Source organism: Bradyrhizobium sp. (assembly GCF_035484855.1).
GTDB lineage: Bacteria > Pseudomonadota > Alphaproteobacteria > Rhizobiales > Xanthobacteraceae > Bradyrhizobium.
Genome location: NZ_DATHOP010000054.1, coordinates 20,556 through 38,300 on the forward strand (window position 1 = coordinate 20,556; position 17,745 = coordinate 38,300).

Annotated in this window: 17 protein-coding genes and 1 pseudogene; 4 read left to right on the forward strand and 14 right to left on the reverse strand. The window is 64.2% G+C overall.

The genetic code is table 11. The annotated features are described in order from the left end of the window. Positions 1-139: 139 nt before the first annotated feature. Together VK804_RS06940 and VK804_RS06945 are read right to left on the reverse strand one after the other, a co-directional pair. Positions 140-1,156, reverse strand: coding sequence for an alpha/beta hydrolase (locus VK804_RS06940; RefSeq protein ID WP_325369243.1), 1,017 nt, complete (start codon positions 1,154-1,156; stop codon positions 140-142). A 71-nt stretch (positions 1,157-1,227) separates the two neighbouring features. Further along, complete coding sequence (locus tag VK804_RS06945) at positions 1,228-1,749, reverse strand: cupin domain-containing protein (protein ID WP_325369245.1); 522 nt, start codon at positions 1,747-1,749, stop codon at positions 1,228-1,230. 131 nt (positions 1,750-1,880) lie between these two features. Between VK804_RS06945 and VK804_RS06950 the strand changes: the two genes are divergently transcribed. After that, positions 1,881-2,096, forward strand: coding sequence for a CsbD family protein (locus tag VK804_RS06950; RefSeq protein ID WP_325369247.1), 216 nt, complete (start codon positions 1,881-1,883; stop codon positions 2,094-2,096). 180 nt (positions 2,097-2,276) lie between these two features. Here VK804_RS06950 and VK804_RS06955 read toward each other — a convergent pair whose 3' ends face one another. From VK804_RS06955 to ggt, 10 genes and pseudogenes are all read right to left on the reverse strand, one after another. Further along, entirely contained in the window at positions 2,277-3,257 is a 981-nt protein-coding gene (locus VK804_RS06955) for a D-2-hydroxyacid dehydrogenase family protein (RefSeq protein WP_325369249.1), read from the reverse strand. 18 nt (positions 3,258-3,275) lie between these two features. Beyond that, a complete protein-coding gene (locus VK804_RS06960) occupies positions 3,276-3,725 on the reverse strand; it encodes an FKBP-type peptidyl-prolyl cis-trans isomerase (RefSeq protein WP_325369251.1) in 450 nt (149 codons plus the stop codon). Between the two features lie 199 nt (positions 3,726-3,924). Then, entirely contained in the window at positions 3,925-4,761 is an 837-nt protein-coding gene (locus VK804_RS06965; RefSeq protein ID WP_325369253.1) for a transglutaminase family protein, read from the reverse strand. A gap of 149 nt (positions 4,762-4,910) precedes the next feature. Next, a complete protein-coding gene (locus VK804_RS06970) occupies positions 4,911-5,246 on the reverse strand; it encodes a low affinity iron permease family protein (RefSeq protein WP_325369255.1) in 336 nt (111 codons plus the stop codon). Beyond that, positions 5,230-5,762 (reverse strand): annotated as a pseudogene (locus tag VK804_RS06975) (DUF4142 domain-containing protein). The gene VK804_RS06970 and the pseudogene VK804_RS06975 overlap by 17 nt, the downstream one beginning before the upstream one ends. 136 nt (positions 5,763-5,898) lie before the next feature. Next, complete coding sequence (locus VK804_RS06980; RefSeq protein WP_414642731.1) at positions 5,899-6,828, reverse strand: SDR family oxidoreductase; 930 nt, start codon at positions 6,826-6,828, stop codon at positions 5,899-5,901. A 100-nt stretch (positions 6,829-6,928) separates the two neighbouring features. Further along, positions 6,929-9,220 (reverse strand): xanthine dehydrogenase family protein molybdopterin-binding subunit, encoded by a 2,292-nt coding sequence (locus tag VK804_RS06985; RefSeq protein WP_325369259.1) that lies wholly within the window; start codon positions 9,218-9,220, stop codon positions 6,929-6,931. A gap of 2 nt (positions 9,221-9,222) precedes the next feature. Next, positions 9,223-10,239 carry a xanthine dehydrogenase family protein subunit M gene (locus VK804_RS06990; protein WP_325369261.1) on the reverse strand — a complete coding sequence of 339 codons (1,017 nt, stop codon included), beginning with the start codon at positions 10,237-10,239 and terminating at the stop codon, positions 9,223-9,225. Positions 10,240-10,243: 4 nt separating this feature from the next. Beyond that, a complete protein-coding gene (locus VK804_RS06995; RefSeq protein ID WP_325369263.1) occupies positions 10,244-10,879 on the reverse strand; it encodes a (2Fe-2S)-binding protein in 636 nt (211 codons plus the stop codon). A gap of 172 nt (positions 10,880-11,051) precedes the next feature. Beyond that, positions 11,052-12,638 carry a gamma-glutamyltransferase gene (ggt, locus tag VK804_RS07000; protein ID WP_325369265.1) on the reverse strand — a complete coding sequence of 529 codons (1,587 nt, stop codon included), beginning with the start codon at positions 12,636-12,638 and terminating at the stop codon, positions 11,052-11,054. 155 nt (positions 12,639-12,793) lie between these two features. Here ggt and VK804_RS07005 point away from each other — a divergent pair, with 155 nt between their 5' ends. Both VK804_RS07005 and VK804_RS07010 read left to right on the forward strand, forming a co-directional pair. Further along, complete coding sequence (locus tag VK804_RS07005; protein ID WP_325369267.1) at positions 12,794-13,540, forward strand: rhodanese-related sulfurtransferase; 747 nt, start codon at positions 12,794-12,796, stop codon at positions 13,538-13,540. Continuing rightward, on the forward strand, positions 13,537-13,752 hold the full coding sequence (locus tag VK804_RS07010; protein ID WP_325369269.1) for a SlyX family protein: 216 nt from the start codon (positions 13,537-13,539) through the stop codon (positions 13,750-13,752). Before VK804_RS07005 ends, VK804_RS07010 begins: the two co-directional genes overlap by 4 nt. A gap of 117 nt (positions 13,753-13,869) precedes the next feature. Here VK804_RS07010 and VK804_RS07015 read toward each other — a convergent pair whose 3' ends face one another. Then, positions 13,870-15,768 carry a diguanylate cyclase gene (locus VK804_RS07015; protein ID WP_325369271.1) on the reverse strand — a complete coding sequence of 633 codons (1,899 nt, stop codon included), beginning with the start codon at positions 15,766-15,768 and terminating at the stop codon, positions 13,870-13,872. Between the two features lie 268 nt (positions 15,769-16,036). Then, positions 16,037-16,225 carry a hypothetical protein gene (locus VK804_RS07020; protein ID WP_325369273.1) on the reverse strand — a complete coding sequence of 63 codons (189 nt, stop codon included), beginning with the start codon at positions 16,223-16,225 and terminating at the stop codon, positions 16,037-16,039. A gap of 470 nt (positions 16,226-16,695) precedes the next feature. Between VK804_RS07020 and hemE the strand changes: the two genes are divergently transcribed. Next, the gene (gene hemE, locus VK804_RS07025) at positions 16,696-17,742 is read left to right on the forward strand and encodes a uroporphyrinogen decarboxylase (RefSeq protein WP_325369275.1); all 1,047 of its coding nucleotides are present in this window, start codon (positions 16,696-16,698) and stop codon (positions 17,740-17,742) included. The last annotated feature ends 3 nt before the right edge of the window (positions 17,743-17,745 follow it).

Here is a 17,745-nt window from a genome sequence, read left to right on the forward strand (position 1 = left end):
CGATGCCGACAGCCCGCTCGTATTTTTCAGCCGTCATTCCGGGGCGCACGTCAGTGCGAACCCGGAATCTCGAGATTCTCAGATGTGCAATTGCACATCGTAGTTCGCGTCTTCGACGCGCCCCGGAATGACACGGGCATTACGTCGCGATCGGTGCCGGCATCGTGAGGAACGACCGCGTCACGTGCCAGAACAATTCCCGGTTGGTGGCGAGCGTCACCGAATGCGCGGTGCCCGGCAGGATCACGAACTGGCGGTCGCCGTTCGGCAACAGATTGAAAAACTCCTCGAGGTCGGCGACGGTAGCGATGCCGTCATATTCGCCGCGCACCAGCAACACCGGGGCGAGCACCTTGTCGGGCTTCACCACCGGCAGATTGGCGGTCATGTCGAGATAGGTCCCGGTCGGCACCTGGTCGCCGAACTGCATCTCGGCATCCGCCAACGCCTCGACCGCGGCCTGGTCGCTGGTGCCGGGCTTGTCGCGGGTCGCGATCGAGCGGATCATGTCGCGGTCGCGCTTGCGCATGTTGTGGGAGCGATAATAGGCAAGCTGCTCGGCGCGCTTGGTCAATGTCGGCGAGCCCTCGCCCTTGTAGGTGAAGGCGGCGAACACCAGCCGGTCGATCCGCTCGGGTGCGGCCATGGCATAGGCCCCGGCGCGCAGCGCGCCGGAGGATTCGCCGAGGAAATGATACTTTTGGCGACCGGTTTCCCTCGCGACGATTTCGGCCGCGGCCTTCAGATCCTCAACCCCGCTGGCGATATCGGCATTGCCGGAGGTGCGCCCCGACTTGCCGTAGTTCTCATGATCCATGGTCCAGCAATCGAACCCGTAGCGGGCGAATTCGTTCATGACGGAATATTCGCCGTGTCCGGGTACATTGAGGTCGAAGACCCGCGACGAGACCGAGGAGCCATGCACGAAGAAGATCACCGGCCGTGGCGGCTCGCCCGGTTTCGGCGCCCCCACCCGCTTGCGAAACATCCACAGGGGAATGTCGCCCTTCCTGGCCCAGTACTCGCTGCTCCAGATTTCGCCGGATTCGGAGGTCTCGGCCTGGGCAACCGGCGTGGATAGCGCGCCGGCCATGAGGCCAAGTCCGGCGCCCCTGATGACCGCGCGACGCGGTAAGGCGTCATCGAGTTTTGTCATGTTTCTCTCCCGTTATTGTTTCGTCATTCCGGGGCGGTGCGAAGCACCGAACCCGGAATGACGATGAGACCCTATTTCACCTCCGCCGGATCGCGGTGCACGGGATCGACCCACAGCACCGTCTCCGGCTTCTCCACCGGCTCGATGTCGAGATTGATCGCGACCGCCTGGCCGTCGCTGCGCACCAGCACGCATTCCAAGACCTCGTCGCGGCTGGCGTTGATCTCCTGATGCGGCACGTAGGGCGGAATGAAGATGAAATCGCCGGGGCCGGCTTCGGCGGTGAACTGCAGCTGCTCGCCCCAACGCATCCGCGCTCTTCCCTTCACCACATAGATGATGCTTTCGAGATGGCCGTGATGATGCGCGCCGGTCTTGGCGTCGGGCCTGATGGTCACGGTGCCGGCCCACAATTTCTGCGCGCCGACGCGGGCGAAATTGATCGCGGCCTTGCGGTCCATCCCCGGCGTCGAGGGCACGTTGGGATCGAGCTGGTTGCCGGGAATGACGCGGACGCCGTCATGCTTCCAGCGCTCGGCGTCACCGTGGTCGTGGGAATGATCGGAGTGGGTATGGTCGTGGGGGCCTGTCATTGCGTTGCTTTCCGCCAAATCTGTCGCCGCGGACGGTACAGAAAACCGTGATCGCAGGCCAGACGGAACGGGGAACATTTCACGCAGGCGGGACTTGTCTCTACGAAGCTTGACAGCAAAGGAGAGTTCCCATGGGTGCAACGGCAGACAAGGTTAAAGGCGCCACCAACGAAGCCATCGGCAAGGCCAAGCAGGGCGTCGGCGAAGCCGTCGGTTCCGACCGCCTGCAGGGCGAAGGCGCGGTGCAGGAAATCAAGGGCAAGGGCCAGAAGGCCGTCGGCGATGCCAAGCAGGCCACCAAGGACGCCGTCAACAAGGCGGCCGCGGCGGCGAACAAGAATCTCTGATTCCCGCTGAACGATATTTGAACGGAAAGGACCGGTCCGAAAGGGCCGGTCCTTTTTGTGTAAGTCGGGCGCCGCTCTTTCATCATCATGCCCGGGCTCGTCCCGGGCATCCACGTCTTTCTTTCCAGCGGGCAATGAAGACGTGGATGGCCGGGACAAGCCCGGCCATGACGAATTGGACTACCGCCTTTTCCCCATCACATCGGGATTGACGACATTGGTCGGCGTGCCCGCCGCATAGGCGACAATCTGGTCGAAAATATCGGTGAATTGCAGCTCGTATTCGTCACGCGTGACGTAGCCGATATGCGGGGTGGCGACGACATTGCGCATCAGGAGCAGCGGATCGCCGGGATCGCGCAGCGGCTCCTTTTCGAAAACATCCACCGCCGCCATGCCGGGCCGTCCGGCGTGCAGCGCGTTCACCAGCGCGTTCGGCGCGATCAGCGGCGCGCGGCTGGTATTGACCAGGATGGCGGTTGGTTTCATGCGCGCCAGATCGTCTGCGGTGACGATGCCGCGGGTGGCCGGGACCAGGCGCATATGCAGCGAGAGCACGTCGCATTGTTCGAAGAATTCCGCCTTGCTGGCCGCGGTCGCGTAGCCGTCGGCACGCGCTTTCGCCAAGGCCTGATCGCGCGCCCACACCAGGACCTGCATGCCGAACGCGTTGCCGTATCCGGCAACCACAGCTCCAATCCGGCCGTAGCCGTAGATGCCGAGCGTTTTGCCGCGCAGCGTCTGGCCGACGCCGATCTGCCATTGGCCCGCCTTCAGCGACGCCACCTGCTGCGGTATCGAACGCGCGGCGGCGAGTACCAGTGCCCAGGTGAATTCGGCTGTCGCATAAGAAGGCGTGTCGGCGTGCTGATCCGACGACACCACGATGCCGAGTTTGGTGCAGGCGTCGATATCGATGTGCGGATAGACGCTACGCTGGCTGATCAGTTTCAGCTTCGGCAAGCGCTCCAGCAGCGGCGCGCGGATTTGCGTGCGCTCCCGGATCAGCACCAGCGCTTCGGTGTCGCCCAACCGCTCCGCCAGCCCATCGACGTCCTGGACATGGTCGTTCCAGATTTTGACATCATGTCCGGCGAGCTTGCCGAAGCATTTCAGCGTCCGCACGGTGTCGAAATAATCGTCGAGGATGGAAATCTTCACGAAACCCTCCCTCTCCGCCTACTTCACCGCCAGCAATTCGACGTCGAACATCAGCGTGGCGTTGGGTGGAATAGCCCCGCCGGCGCCGCGGGCGCCGTAGCCGAGCGCCGGCGGAATGATCAGGGTTCGCTTGCCGCCGACCTTCATGGTGGCGACGCCTTCGTCCCAGCCGGCGATCACGCGATGTTGCCCGATCGGAAATTCGAACGGCTCGTTGCGGTCGACGGAAGAATCGAATTTCTTGCCCTTCTTGCCGTCCTCGTAGAGCCAGCCGGTATAATGCATGACGCAGGTCTGGCCGGGTTTTGGCGAGGCGCCGGTGCCGACGGTAGTGTCGATGATCTGCAGGCCTGAAGCTGTGGTCATGGTTTTCCCCGCGGTCTGGGCCGCTGCTGTGGAAGGTACCAAAGCCGCAGCAACGAACATTGCCGCTACCATCGAGATTATCACGCGCTGGATGTGTCGCATCTTGGGGCACCTTCCGTTTCGGATCGGGAGGGTGTCTAGCGCAAGGAGGGCCGCGAGGCCAGACCGTCAAAACGCGCCGTCATTCCGGGATGGTCCGAAGGACCAGACCCGGAATCTCGAGATTCCGGGTTCGATGCGGAGCCTGTCATCGGGCCGCGCTTTGCGCGGACCCGTTGGCATCGCCCCGGAATGACAGCGCTCAGGCGGCCCTGGAGACCCGTACGCCCGCCGGTGCCACTTCCTCGGTGATCACCGAAAATCTCACCAATTGCACCGCGCCGAAATTGGTCGAGATCGCGACATCGGCGGCATCGCGGCCGCGCGCCATCACGATGCGGCCGATTCTCGGATGGTTGTGACGGGCGTCGAAGGTGAACCAGCGTCCGTCCAGATAGACCTCGAACCAGGCGCTGAAATCCATCGGCGCCGGGTCGATGGGCACGCCGATATCGCCGAGATAGCCGGTGCAGTAGCGCGCCGGGATGTTCATGCAGCGGCACAGCGCCACCGCCAGGTGCGCGAAGTCGCGGCAGACGCCGATGCGCTCCTGATGGCCTTCGGAGGCGGTGCGGTCGGCGCGCGCGTGATGATAGCCGAAGCAGATCCGGTCATGGGCATAATCGCAGATCGCCTGCACCCGCCGCCAACCCGGCGCGGTGCCGCCGAACAGCGACCAGGCGAGGTTCGAAAGCTTTTCAGTGTCGCAATAGCGGCTGCCCAGCAGATAGATCAGAACGTCGTCCGGCAGTTCGCCGACCTCCAGCTGCCGCGCATCGGGCGCGACTTCGTCCGCCAGACCGCTGTCGGAGATCAGAAACTCGTTGCGAATCTCGACCAGGCCGGGCGGCGCGACGATCCGCGTGCAGGTGTTGCCGAACAGGTCGACATAGTCCCGCGCCTCAAGCTCGGGCGAAAACCAAATCCGGTGCTCGCCCAGCAAATCCTTCACCCGCGCCGGCTCGATGCTGAGCATCAGCACCATCGGGGTTTCCTGAAAACACTGAAACGCAATGTCGTACCCTGCCCGAATTTCCACGTCCTATCTCCTGTTGGGAATCGTCAAACACAAATGATGCGAAATAAGCCGTCAGTGCGGCGTTCGTTCCCGCTAATAGCCTGATTGGGATGCAGAAAATTGAGGCAATCACTGCCGATGCGATTGGTCGGCTGCACGACCAATCCGGTTCAGGCGCCGGCCTTGCGTACTTCCTCGTCGCGATGGCGCACGATGGCCTCGGGTTCCTGCTCGTCGAGCTGGGTGAGTTCCGAACGCGCCGCATGATCGACCCGCAATAATTCGTCGAGCTTGGCATGCAGCGCCAGATTGTCGCGCCGGTTGGCGCGCTGGATGAACAGCGTCATCATGAACACCGCCAGCGTCGCGATCGCGTTCCAGTCGAAGCTGGCGCGGTCGAAGAACAGCCACAGCAGGGCATAGACCACCACCACAAGGAAGGCGGCGGGATGTCCCGCCGCCTGCCCGACATGCGTCGTCCAATGTCTCCTAAGTTGACCCGCCACTCTTTTTCTTCAGGTTCTGCGCCATTTCCAGATGATGCCTGAGCGCCGGAAGGGTTTTGCCGGCCCAATCCTTCAGGTCAGGATTGTCGCCGCTCTTGGCATAACGCTCGAACAGCGACACCGCGTCCTTGTGGCCACTGACCTGGTCGGCGTCAAAGTCCGAACTGAAGTCCTTGCCGCTCTCGCTCTTGAGCTTGTCGAGCTGCTTCTGGTGCGAACTGTCAAGTGCGTCAGGCAAATCCGCCTTGACCTTGCCGCTCGAGACGAGGCCCTTGAGCTCGGTCGAGGTCTTGGTGTGGTCGGTCACCATCTGCGAGGCAAAGGTCTTTCCAGCGTATTGCCCTTGTCCTGGGCGAGCTTGCTGGAATCGATTTCGAACATGTCGGAAATCGCTACTTCCTTGACGAAGTCGGCGGTACTGGGGGCGATGCCGAGCGTCGAATTGACGCCGGTCTTTTCGCCGACCGACTGCGCGAGCACCGGACCCGCCAGCAGAAGGCCGCCCACCGCGACCATCGAGGCATTCACGATGAAGTTTTTCGAAAGCAGTCCCACGTCTCTCCTCCATTCAAAATGTCAACGCCCGAAAGCGGGCCTGCGGGTCAACATTTCTCGAACGTCGGAGTTCCCGCGCGACAGATGATGGTCGCCGTCACGGCTGACCCGACCCGCCCGCCGAACCGTAGACCTGACCGGTGGCATAGCTCGCATCCGCCGCCGCGAGCTGGACGTAGATGGAACCCAGTTCCGCCGGCTGGCCGGGGCGGCCGAGCGGCGTGTGGCCGCCGAATTTTTCCAGCTTCTCCATCGTGGCGCCGCCGGAAACCTGCAGCGGCGTCCAGATCGGTCCGGGCGCCACGGCGTTGACGCGGATGCCCTTCGGCGCAAGCTGCTTGGCCAGCGACTTGACGTAGTTCATGGTCGCGGCCTTGGTCTGCGCATAGTCATAGAGATCAGGCGAGGGATCATAGGCCTGCTCGGAGGCGGTTCCGATGATCACCGAACCTGGCTTGAGATGCGGCAGGGCCGCCTTGATAATCCAGAACGGCGCGTAGATGTTGGTCTTTATCGTGGCATCGAAATCCTCGCTGCTGATATCGAGGATGGAGGCGCGGGTCTGCTGCCGACCGGCGTTGCTGACCACGATGTCCAAGCCGCCGAGACCTTGCACCGCGCGTTCGACCAGCTGCCGGCAGAATTTTTCATCCCTGAGATCGCCGGGGATGGCGAGACCGACCCGTCCCGCCGCCCTGATCAGGTCGATGACTTCCGCGGCATCCGGCTCTTCGGTCGGAAAATAGTTGATCGCGACGTCGGCGCCTTCGCGCGCATAGGCGATCGCAGCCGCCCGGCCCATGCCGGAATCGCCGCCGGTGATCAGCGCCTTGCGGCCGGCGAGCCGGCCGGAGCCGCGATAGCTCTGCTCGCCGTGATCGGGCCGCGGATCCATCTTGCTCGCCAGTCCGGGCCATGGCTGCGATTGTCGCTTGTAGGGAGGTTTTGGATATCTCGCGGTCGGGTCCTGCAGCACAGCCTCTTCACTCCCCGGCAAATTTCCGTTGGCACTCGTGGAAGCGAGCATGGCGGCCGCATCCACGGCCGCTCTGCCGGCGGCGCCGTCGATGGATCGTCGCGAGGGTTTGGGATCAGCTGACATTTTACTGTTCTCACTCTTCCTGTTGCTAGATTTCCAGGTTTTCCAGCCGCACCGGCAGCGTGCGAATCCGCTGGCCGGTGGCGTGGAAGATCGCGTTGCAGACCGCCGCATTGGTGCCGACATTGCCGAGTTCGCCGAGGCCCTTGACCCCGGCCGGATTGACGCGATCATCCTCCTCCGACAGCAGGATCACCTCGACGCTCGGAACGTCCGCGTTCACCGGCACCAGATAGTCGGCGAGATTCTTGTTGACATAGCGCGCATAGCGCTCATCGAGCTCGGTCGCCTCGTGCAAGGCGGCCGACATCCCCCAGATCAGGCCGCCCATCAGCTGGCTGCGCGCGGTGCGCGGGTTCATGATGTGGCCGGCGGCAAAGGCGCCGACCAGCCGCGGCACCCGGATCTCGTGGGTCCACCGGTTGATCCCGACCTCGACGAATTCGGCGCCGAAGGCGTAGGCGATATTCTTGCCGAACTGGTCGCCGCCGACCATGCGCATCTGGCCCTTTTGCATGGCGCGGAACGAATCCATCGGTGCGCCGTCGGGCTTCCACTCGCCATATTCCTCGACGACGCTGACGCCGAGCGCATCGAACGCCTGGTCGAGGTCGAGCGGGCGGTCGCTTTTGGCGGCCTGCGTGCTTGGCGTCTGGCCCATGCCGACGGTCTCCTTGGCCTTGTCGACCAGGCTTTCGTTCGGCATCAACGCCTTGAACAGGCGCTGCCTGACCTGATCGCAGACCATCATCACGGCCGAGCATGTGCTCGCGGTCGAGTTGGAGCCGCCGGCGACCGGCGCGGGCGGCAGGTCGCTGTCGCCGATGAACACCGCAACCTTTTCGAGCGGCACGCCGAGTTTCTCGGCCGCGGCTTGCGCGATCACGGTGTAGGCGCCGTTGCCGATCTCGTGGCCGGCGATCTCGACGCGGGTGCGGCCGTCGCGCTGCAGGCGGACGCGCGCCGCCGCCGGCGCCATCTGGGTCGGATAACAGGCGGTGGCGCAGCCATAGCCGATCAGCCAGTCGCCCGAAACCATCGACCTCGGCCGGGCACTGCGATTCGCCCAGCCGAAGGTTTTCGCGCCGGCGTCGAAACAGGCCATCAGCGAGCGCGACGTATAAAGCTTGCCGCCGATCGGCTCCTTCATCGTGTCATTGACGCGGCGCAACTCGATCGGGTCCATGTCGAGCTTGACGGCAAGCTCGTCCATCGCGCTTTCGAGCGCGAACATGTAGGGCACTTCCGGCGGCGAGCGCATGAAGCCGGGCGTGTTGCGGTCGGCGCGGACGATCGACACCATGCTTTCGACGTTCGGGCAGGCGTAGAGCCGCGTGGTGGTCTTGGTCCCGCCGACGGCGTAGGCGTCGGCGCGCGAGGAGATTTCGGCGCCTTCGTGGCGCAGCGCGACCAGCTTGCCGTCACGGCCGGCGCCGAGCTGGATTTCATGCCGGGTCTCGGCACGATAGGTCGCAATGGTGAACCCCTGATCGCGGGTGGCGACCAGTTTGACGGAACGGCCGAGGCGGCGGGCGATGCTGGCGATGATCGCGGTGCGCGGCGTCATCGAGCCCTTCGAGCCGAAGGCGCCGCCGACATAGGGGTTGATCACCCTGACGTTGTCAGGCTCGATCCCGAGCTGTTCGGCGACGCCGTTCTTGAGGCCGTAAACATACTGGCTCGGCTCATAGATCGTCAGGCTGTCGCCGTTCCACACGCAACTGGTGGCGAACAACTCCATCGGATTGTGGTGCTGCGGCGGCGTCTCGTAACTGGCCGTCACCTTCACCTCGGCTTCGTCGAACGCCCTCGCGAAATCGCCGACCTTCGGGTCTTCCTTGAACTGGGCGAGCTGACCCTTTGCGCGCCCCGTGGTCGTGCCCGCCGAATCGAAGGTCGTGGTCGCGGGCGCCGCGGTATAATTCACGCTGACCCGATGCGCCGCCTCGCGCGCGGCCTCGAAACTTTCCGCGAGCACCACGGCGATGATCTGGCCGTCCTGCGCGATCTCGGCCGATTTCAACGGCTGGATGGTGGAGGAAGTGTAACCGCCGTTGCTGAACAGTTTTGCTTCTTTCAGTTTCTCGGCATTTTCGTGGGTCACGATGTCGATCAGGCCGCGGACTTGTCTGGCCGCCGCCAGATCAAAGCCGTCGATGCGGCCCCTGGCGATCGAACTGGTGACGAGATAGGCATAGGCCGGACGGTTCAGCCGCGTGTCCGCGGCGTATTCCGCCTTGCCGGTCACCTTGGCGACGGCATCGTAGCGCGGCACGGGCTGGCCCATATTGGCTTTCGGCTCGGGAGCGGCAATCGACATGGTCAAACCTCCATCGCTGCGGCCTGGTGCAGCGCGCGCGCCACCACGCGCTGGCCCAGCGCGATCTTGAATGCGTTGTGCCGCCTCGGCTTGCCGCCCGCAAACGCCGCCTCGGCGGCGCGGCTCGCGAGGTTTTCGTCAAATTTCCGGCCTTTCAGCAGTGCCTCCGCCTCACGCGCGCGCCATGGCACGGTTGCAACGCCGCCGAGCGCCACGCGCGCGTCGCGCACGATGCCGTCCTGGACGTCGAGCGCGACCGCGGCTGAGGCCAGCGCGAATTCATAGGACTGCCGGTCGCGCGCCTTCAAGTAGACCGAGCGCGGCCATTGCCCGGGAATGCGGAAGGCGGAGATCAATTCGCCTGGCGCGAGGATGGTTTCGATTTGCGGAGAGTTTCCCGGTTGCTTGTGCAGCTGGTCGAACGGCAGGCTGCGAACACCGGATTTTCCGGTGATTTCAACCGCGGCATCGAGCGCGATCAGGGCTTGCGCGAAATCGCCGGGATAGGTGGCAATGCACTGCTCGGATGTGCCGAGCACCGCATGGCTGCGGTTGGCGCCATCGAGTGCGGCGCAGCCGGATCCGGGAATGCGCTTGTTGCAATTGCTGAAGCTGACGTCGCGGAAATAAGTGCAGCGGGTGCGCTGCAGGACGTTGCCGCCCAGGGTGGCCATGTTGCGCAGCTGCGGGCTCGCGGCGAGCTTGAGTGAATCGGCGACGACGGGATAGTTGCGCTGCACGTCCGGATTGGCGGCGACGTCCGACATCCGCGCCAGCGCACCGAGCCGCAGGTTTCCGCCGCCGGCATCGATCGCCGACCACATACCCGCCAGCGGATTGATGTCGACCAGCGTCGATGGGCGCATCACATCGAGCTTCATCAGGTCGACCAGCGTGGTGCCGCCCGCGAGCGGCTGGATCGCGGCGACCGTCAGGGGATCGTTGGCGGGCGCTGCGGCCGCCAGCGCCTGCACCGCGGACGACGGGTCGGTTGCCCTCTGATATGCAAAAGGTCGCATGGGGCTAGCCTTTCTGCTGGTCGGACAGGATCGCGGGGGCGGCCTGCTTTACCGCCGCGACAATGTTCGGATAGGCGGCGCAGCGGCAGATGTTGCCGCTCATATATTCGCGGATATTGTCGTCGCTGTTGGCATGCCCCTCGGTCACGCAGGCCACCGCCGACACGATCTGTCCCGGCGTGCAGTAACCGCACTGGAACGCATCCTGATCGATGAAGGCCTGCTGCATCGGGTGCAGCTTACCGTTCTTGGCGAGACCCTCGATGGTGAGGATCTGCTGGCCCTCGGCAGCAAGTGCCAATGTCAGGCACGACACCACTCGCCTTCCGTCGATCAGCACCGTGCAGGCGCCGCATTGGCCGTGGTCGCAGCCTTTCTTGCTGCCGGTCAGACCGATATGCTCGCGCAGCGCATCGAGCAGCGTGGTCCGTGGATCGATGCTAATCGACTGGCTCGCGCCATTGACGCGAAGCGTCACATTGACAGGCGCCGATGCATCCGGCGCGGCGGCCGCCTCCGCCGGCGTTCCGGCGGCCCTTGCGGTGAGCGGAACCATCGCCGTCCCCGCGGCGCCGGCCATCAGGATGAAGCTGCGCCGGTCGAATTCGGACGTAGTCGGGGAGTCGGTGTTGTCGGTCATGACGGCCTCCGCCGCGGGATCAGAGCGACGCGCACGCCTGCGCGCCTCACCGTCCTAACGGGGAGGAGGAGGACCGGTTCCGAGGCCACGCGAAGCCGGGCAATCCACCGTCAGCTTCCATTGTAAATTTTTACTGATGGAACGGCGACAAGTTCCCTTGCTTGCTGCCGCCTCAATAGCCCAGCGCGCAGCCGTCCTTGCGCGGATCGGAACCGGCGGTCAGCGTGCCCTTGTCCCAGTCGATCCAGATCGCCTGGCCGCCGCCGAGCGGCCCGACCACGCGTGTGGTCTTGTGCCCGAGTTTTTGCAGGCCCTCCACGATGGACGCGGGCACGCCGTCCTCGAGCTGGTAGACGCCCTCGTAATGCAGCCCGCGCGGCATGTCGATCGCCTCCTGCACGTCGCAGCCATAGTCGAGCATGTTGGTCAGCACATGGACCTGGCCGACCGGCTGGTACTGCCCGCCCATCACGCCGAACGGCATTTGCGCGCGTCCGCCTTTGGTGACGAGAGAGGGAATGATGGTGTGCAGCGGGCGCTTGCCGGGCGCGATACAATTGGGATGGCCGGGCTGGATCCGGAAACCGCCGCCGCGGTTTTGCAGCAGGATGCCTGTGTTGTTGGAGACGATCGCCGAGCCGAAGGCATGCGCGATCGAGTTGATGAAGGAACAGACGTTGCGGTCGCGGTCGACCACGGTGATGTAGACCGTCGACGGATTCATCGGCGGCGTCACGGCGGGCAGGTCGAGCATCCGGTCCATCCGGATCTTGCTGCCGTATTCCTCGGCGAATTCCTCCGTCAGGATCCTGGCGACGTCAACATTGACCTGGGCGGGATCGCCGATGTGCTGCTCGCGCATCATGTAGGCGATCCGCGCGACCTCGGCTTCGAGATGGAATCGCTCGACGCTCATCGGAGCGAATTTCTTCAGATCGAAGCGCGACAGGATGTTCAGCATCACCAGCATGGTGATGCCCGGACCGTTCGGTGGGCACTGCCAGACGTCGTGACCCTCATAGAGGGTGCCGATCGGCGCGGTGGTCTCGGTGGTGTGTTCGGCAAAATCCTCCAGCGTGTGCAGGCCGCCGATGCTGCGCAGGGTCTCGACCATGTCCTCGGCGATGGCGCCATAGTAGAACGCATCGCGGCCGTCCTTGGCGATCGCCCGCAGCGTCTTGCCGAGTTCGGGCTGATGGATGACGTCGCCGGCGACCACGGGCTTGCCCTGCGGCAGCAGATAGCGTCCGGTGTTGGTGCCTTTCTTCAGCTTCTCGAACTGGTTCTTCCAGTCGAAGGCGGTGCGGGGCGTCACTACATAGCCCTCTTCCGCGGCCTTGATCGCCGGCTGCAGCAGGGTATCGAGCCCGAACTTGCCGTGATCGCGCAGGATGATCGACCAGGCGTCGACGGAGCCTGGAATCGAAACCGCATGCGCCGAGGTCAGCGGGATCGCGTGCATATTGCGATCGAGATACCATTCGGCCGCAGCCGCCTTCGGCGCCCGGCCGGAGCCGTTGTAGGCCACGATCTTGCCCTCGCCCTTCGGCTGCACCAGCGCAAAGCAGTCGCCGCCGATCCCGGTGGATTGCGGCTCGATCACGCCGAGCAGCGCGCACGCCGCGATGGCGGCATCGACCGCGGTGCCACCGGCGCGCATCACTTCGACCGCGGTCAGCGCGGCCAGCGGATGCGAGGTCGCCACCATCGCATTCTGGGCGTGGACCGTGGAGCGGCCGGCGAGATGGAAATTCCTCATGAAGATTGGCTCACTTTGTCGCGATATCGTTGTTTTTCGGGTCTGAATTTACATGGCATATTCATGCTGGGATAAGCAATGGCGGGGGCGCATAGCTCGAACCCTCCAGACCGCCCCGGCTTTCCCCGGCGACCCCCTGCTGATAGACCACCGCCATGCCCTGCGAGGTCGCCACCTTCTACCAGTTCGCCGCGCTGCCGGATTTCCGCGAATTGCGCGAGCCGCTGCGCGCCGTCTGCGCCGGCCTCGGGCTGAAGGGCAGCGTGCTGCTCGCCCGTGAGGGCATCAACGGCACGCTCGCGGGCAGCCCGGAGGCCATCGCCGGATTGATCGATGCGCTGGGCTGTGGCGGCCTGTTCGGCGGCCGGCTCGACCGTCTCGAACTGAAATTTTCGCAGGCGCAAGCGATGCCGTTTCGGCGCCTGAAAGTCCGTCTCAAGAGGGAGATCGTCACCCTCGGCGATGAGGCCGCCGATCCGACCCGGCAGGTCGGCATCTATGTCGACCCCGCCGACTGGAACGATCTGATCGCGGCTCCCGATACGCTGGTCATCGACACCCGCAACGCCTTCGAGGTGGCGATGGGCACGTTTCCCGGCGCGGTCGATCCCGGCATCGGGTGTTTCGGGCAGTTCAGGGATTTTGCCGCGCGCCATCTCGATCCGGCAAAGCACCGGCGGATCGCGATGTACTGCACCGGCGGCATCCGCTGCGAAAAGGCCTCCAGCTATCTGCTCGCGCGCGGCTTTGCCGAGGTCTATCACCTCAAGGGCGGCATCCTGAAATATCTGGAAGGCATTCCGCAAGGAGAGAGCCGCTGGCGCGGCGAATGTTTTGTGTTCGACGAGCGCATCGCGCTCGGCCACGGCCTGCGGGAACGCCAAACGGAAAGCGATCAATGAGTGAGACGAAAACCTTGAGCGATCGCATCGACGCGCTCGAGGCACGCGCGATGTTCCAGGATGATGCCATCGAGACATTGAACAAGGCCATCACCGAGCAATGGCGCACGATCGAAGCGCTGACGCGCCAGCTCGCGGCCTTGAGCGAACGGCTGCGCGAAACCGAGACGCAAGCGCCAGGCGCCGCCGACGAGCCGCCGCCGCACTATTAGCGGCCGATCTCGTCATTCCGGGATGGTCCGAAGGACCAGACCCGGAATCTCGAGATTCCCCGATGTGCAATTGCACATCTGAGGTTCGCGCTAACGCGCGCCCCGGAATGATGCGTCTCATCCCACGAGAGATCTATCCAGCAGCTGCAACGGCCTCACCGCCATCACCAACCGGTCGCGGCCGCCATTCTTCGCGGCATACAGCGCCCGGTCGGCCGCCGCAATCAGCGACGCCTGGTCCGCCGACTTGTCGGCGCCGGAGCGCACAACCGCTCCGCCAATGCTCGCAGTCACCAGCCCGGAAGGAGGATTCAGGCGGTGAGGCATTGCCACCTTCCTGATCTCCCGCAGAATGCCTTGCCCGATCCGTTCGCAGCCCGCGGCATCCGTATCCGGCAACAGCACGGCGAATTCCTCGCCGCCATATCGCGCCGCAAGGTCGGTGGTACGCTTGGCCTGCCTGGCCAATATGCCGGCGACGGTGCGCAGACAGTCGTCGCCGGCGAGGTGTCCGTACTCGTCGTTGAACTCCTTGAAATGATCGAGATCGATCATCAACAGCGCCAACGGCCTGCGCTCGCGATGGGCCCTGCCCGATTCCTCCAGCAACCGCTCGTCGAAGCGGCGGCGATTGGCAAGGCCGGTGAGGCCATCTTCCGTGGCCAGCGTCTCCAGTTTTTCTTCCAGATCCTTTTGTTGCGTGACATCGCGGGTGATGCCGACAACGCCGTCGACCTCGCCATCGACCGTCCGCGTGACGCGCAGCGTGGACTCTACCCAGATTTCGGATTTATCCCGATGGCGGGTGCGGTAGGCGATGCGCGCTTCCTCGGCCTCGCCGCGCTTCAACGCCGCGACGGCTTGCTCGACCCGCGGCAAATCCTCCGGGTTGACGCCGGCCAGCGCCGACGTTCCGACCAACTGCTCTGGATCCCAGCCCAGGACACGAGCCGACGAGGGCGAAGCGTAGGTGACCCGCTCATCCCGTCCGACGCGGGTCACCATGTCGCTCGATCCTTCCGCCAGCACGCGGAAATTGGCTTCCTTGGCGGCGAGAGCGGCCGCCATGCGCTGTCCCTGCAGCAACTGCCGCACGAGGTAGAGCCCCATCACCGCAATCAGCGTGACTAGGCCCGTTACAAACATCAAGCGCGTGAGGGCAGCGTGACGCCATTGCGCGAGCACCTCATCCTCGGTTTTGCTGGCCAGAACCATAAAGGGATAGCGGCTGCTTTGCTGGTAGGAGCCCACCCGCTGCAAACCATCGAGGTTCGATCGGAAATAATCCGTGCCCGAAGACACGCCGGAGGTAACGCTCTTGAAGAAGGGCCCATCCGACAGGTCGCGTCCGACGAAGCCGTCGTCGGGACGGCGCGCCAGAGCGATCCCGTCGGTAGAGAGCAAGGTGATGCTGCCGCTCGCGCCGATGTCGAACTGGCCGTAGAATTTCGCGAAGTAGGGAGCGCCGATGGTCGCGATCACGACGCCGGCAAAGCTGCCGTCGCGGTGATTGAATCGCCGCGACACGGTCATGACCCATTCGCCGGTCAGGCTCTTGACCGGACGTCCGATAAATGCACCCGGATCGGTCGATTGCAGGTGGTGGCGGAAAAATTCACGGTCGTCGAGGCTTTGCCCGCGCGCGCCCGACGACGCCAGCCAGTTGCCATTGTCGTCGACGATCGCAAACCCGCTGACCCGGTTCGACGCCGCCTTCCGCGCCACGAAAATGTCCTGCAGCTTGGCAAGCGTCGCAGGCGTGGCTCCATCGGTCTCGAGGCGGCCGACGGCGCCAAGGATGCTGGCATCCAGCAAGTCGAAACTGTCTTCGGCGTGCTGGATCAACGACCGCGCGAGGTTGGCGAGTTCCACCTCCGAGGCCTTCAGCGTGGCAGCCCGCGTGTTCCACTCGCGCAAGCCGCTCAACCCGAGAATGGTAACGCAAACCAGCGCAATGAACAGCGCGGCCCGAAAAGGCAGACGCATCAGGCCGGCTTTGTGAGGGGCGGCGTCCATCTCGCGAAATTCTCCGAATGACGGACAATCCCATGGACACCTTATTTATCCCTGAAGTTAATATGAGAAAACGTCGTCAAAACCATGCAACCCGTGCCGTAGTGTTACGGGAACCTCGACGGCCGAATCAAGGATGCTTACGATTTCACTGCAAACCATATCGCCACTGCGACGATGGCCAGTACGATCATGGCCCATACCACGGGCGTGAAATGCTTCGAACTCCCGCTCCGCGGCGAGTCGTTGGCGGCATGGTTGAACTCCTGACTCATTCGGGCGTCCGCTCGCGACGAGGCTTCGAGGGCGCCGGCTGCGCCGCGCTCACGGGATCGGATGCCGGAAACGTGTCGATCAGGCCGGCCTCCAGCCTGGCGTGAGTTTCCAGATCGGCCTTCGCGGCCTGTCGGGGATCGTCGGCATGCTTGTCATGCGCCGCAGGATCGAATTTTTCAGCCATGTTCGCCTCCAGGGTGGGTCAACGCGCCGACAAACCGGAGGTTCCCCGCGAATGGCCCGGAGCCGTTCCATCGGCGCGGTTATGCACGCCAGCGGGCAAACGGGTTTGAACAGCAATCTTTCAGGTTATGACCAATAACGCACAGACAATGGCGGCAGCTTGGGGTCGACTATCGTGTCGGTGAGACTGCACCCTCATCGATGAGGCAAACTCGCGGCGCTCCAAAGACAAATTCCGACCCCAGCCCGTTTGGAATTCCAATTTGGGGCGACCGCCGGACCTAATCGCCGGGCCGGAGGACTGTGCGCTCAAGGTCCAATTGTCGCGACATCGCGACGGAAAGCAACGTTTCGCCGCCCGCTGCCTGCGAGATGGCAGGCAGCGGGGGCGATCGTGGCTTGGCCAAGCCCGTATCCGCAGTGTATCAGGAGCGACCCTCGCCCCTCGATCGCCCTCGCGGACTCAAGCGCTTGACCCCAACCGATCCCACCAAACCCCTGCTGCGCGTGCTGGCCGGCGATCGAATGCCGGTACCGCCGATCTGGATGATGCGACAGGCCGGCCGTTATTTGCCGGAATATCGCGAGCTGCGCGCCAAAGCGGGCGGCTTTCTCGAGCTCTGCTTCACCCCGGAATTCGCCGCCGAAGTCACGCTGCAGCCGATCCGCCGCTTCAATTTCGACGCTGCGATCATCTTCTCCGATATTCTCGTCATTCCCTACGCGCTCGGTCGCGAGGTGCGGTTCGAGGCCGGCGAAGGCCCGCGGCTCGATCCGCTGGATACGCCGGCGAAGGTCGAGACGCTGGCGGCGCAGGCCGACTTCGGCAAACTCGAGCCGGTCTATGAAGCGCTGCGCCGCGTGCGCCGCGAGCTCGATCCCAAAATCGCGCTGATCGGCTTCTGTGGCGCACCGTGGACGGTTGCCACCTACATGGTGGCGGGGCAAGGCACGCCGGACCAGGCGCCGGCGCGGATGATGGCTTATGCCCACCCCGAGGCGTTTTCGAAAATCATCGACGTGCTGGTGCGGAATTCCGTCCGCTATCTGCTCGGGCAATTGGCGGCGGGCGCCGACGTGCTGCAGATTTTCGACACCTGGGCCGGCATATTGCCGCCGCGCGAATTTTTGCGATGGTCGATCGAGCCGACCCGGCGCATCGTCGAGGGCGTGCGCGCGAAGGCGCCCGATGCCAGGATCATCGGCTTCCCCAGGGGCGCCGGCGCGCAGCTGCCTGACTATGTGCAGGCGACCGGCGTCGATGCCGTCAGCATCGACTGGGCCGCCGAGCCCTCGCTGATCCGCGAGCGCGTGCAGGCCAAGGTCGCGGTGCAGGGCAATCTCGATCCGCTGGCGCTGATCGCAGGCGGCGCCGCGCTCGACCAGGCGGTCGATGACGTGCTGGCGAATTACGGCAAGGGCCGGCTGATCTTCAACCTCGGCCACGGCATCCAGCCGGAAACCCCGATCGCCCATGTCGAGCAGATGATCAAGCGGGTGCGGGCGCATAAGGGCTAACCC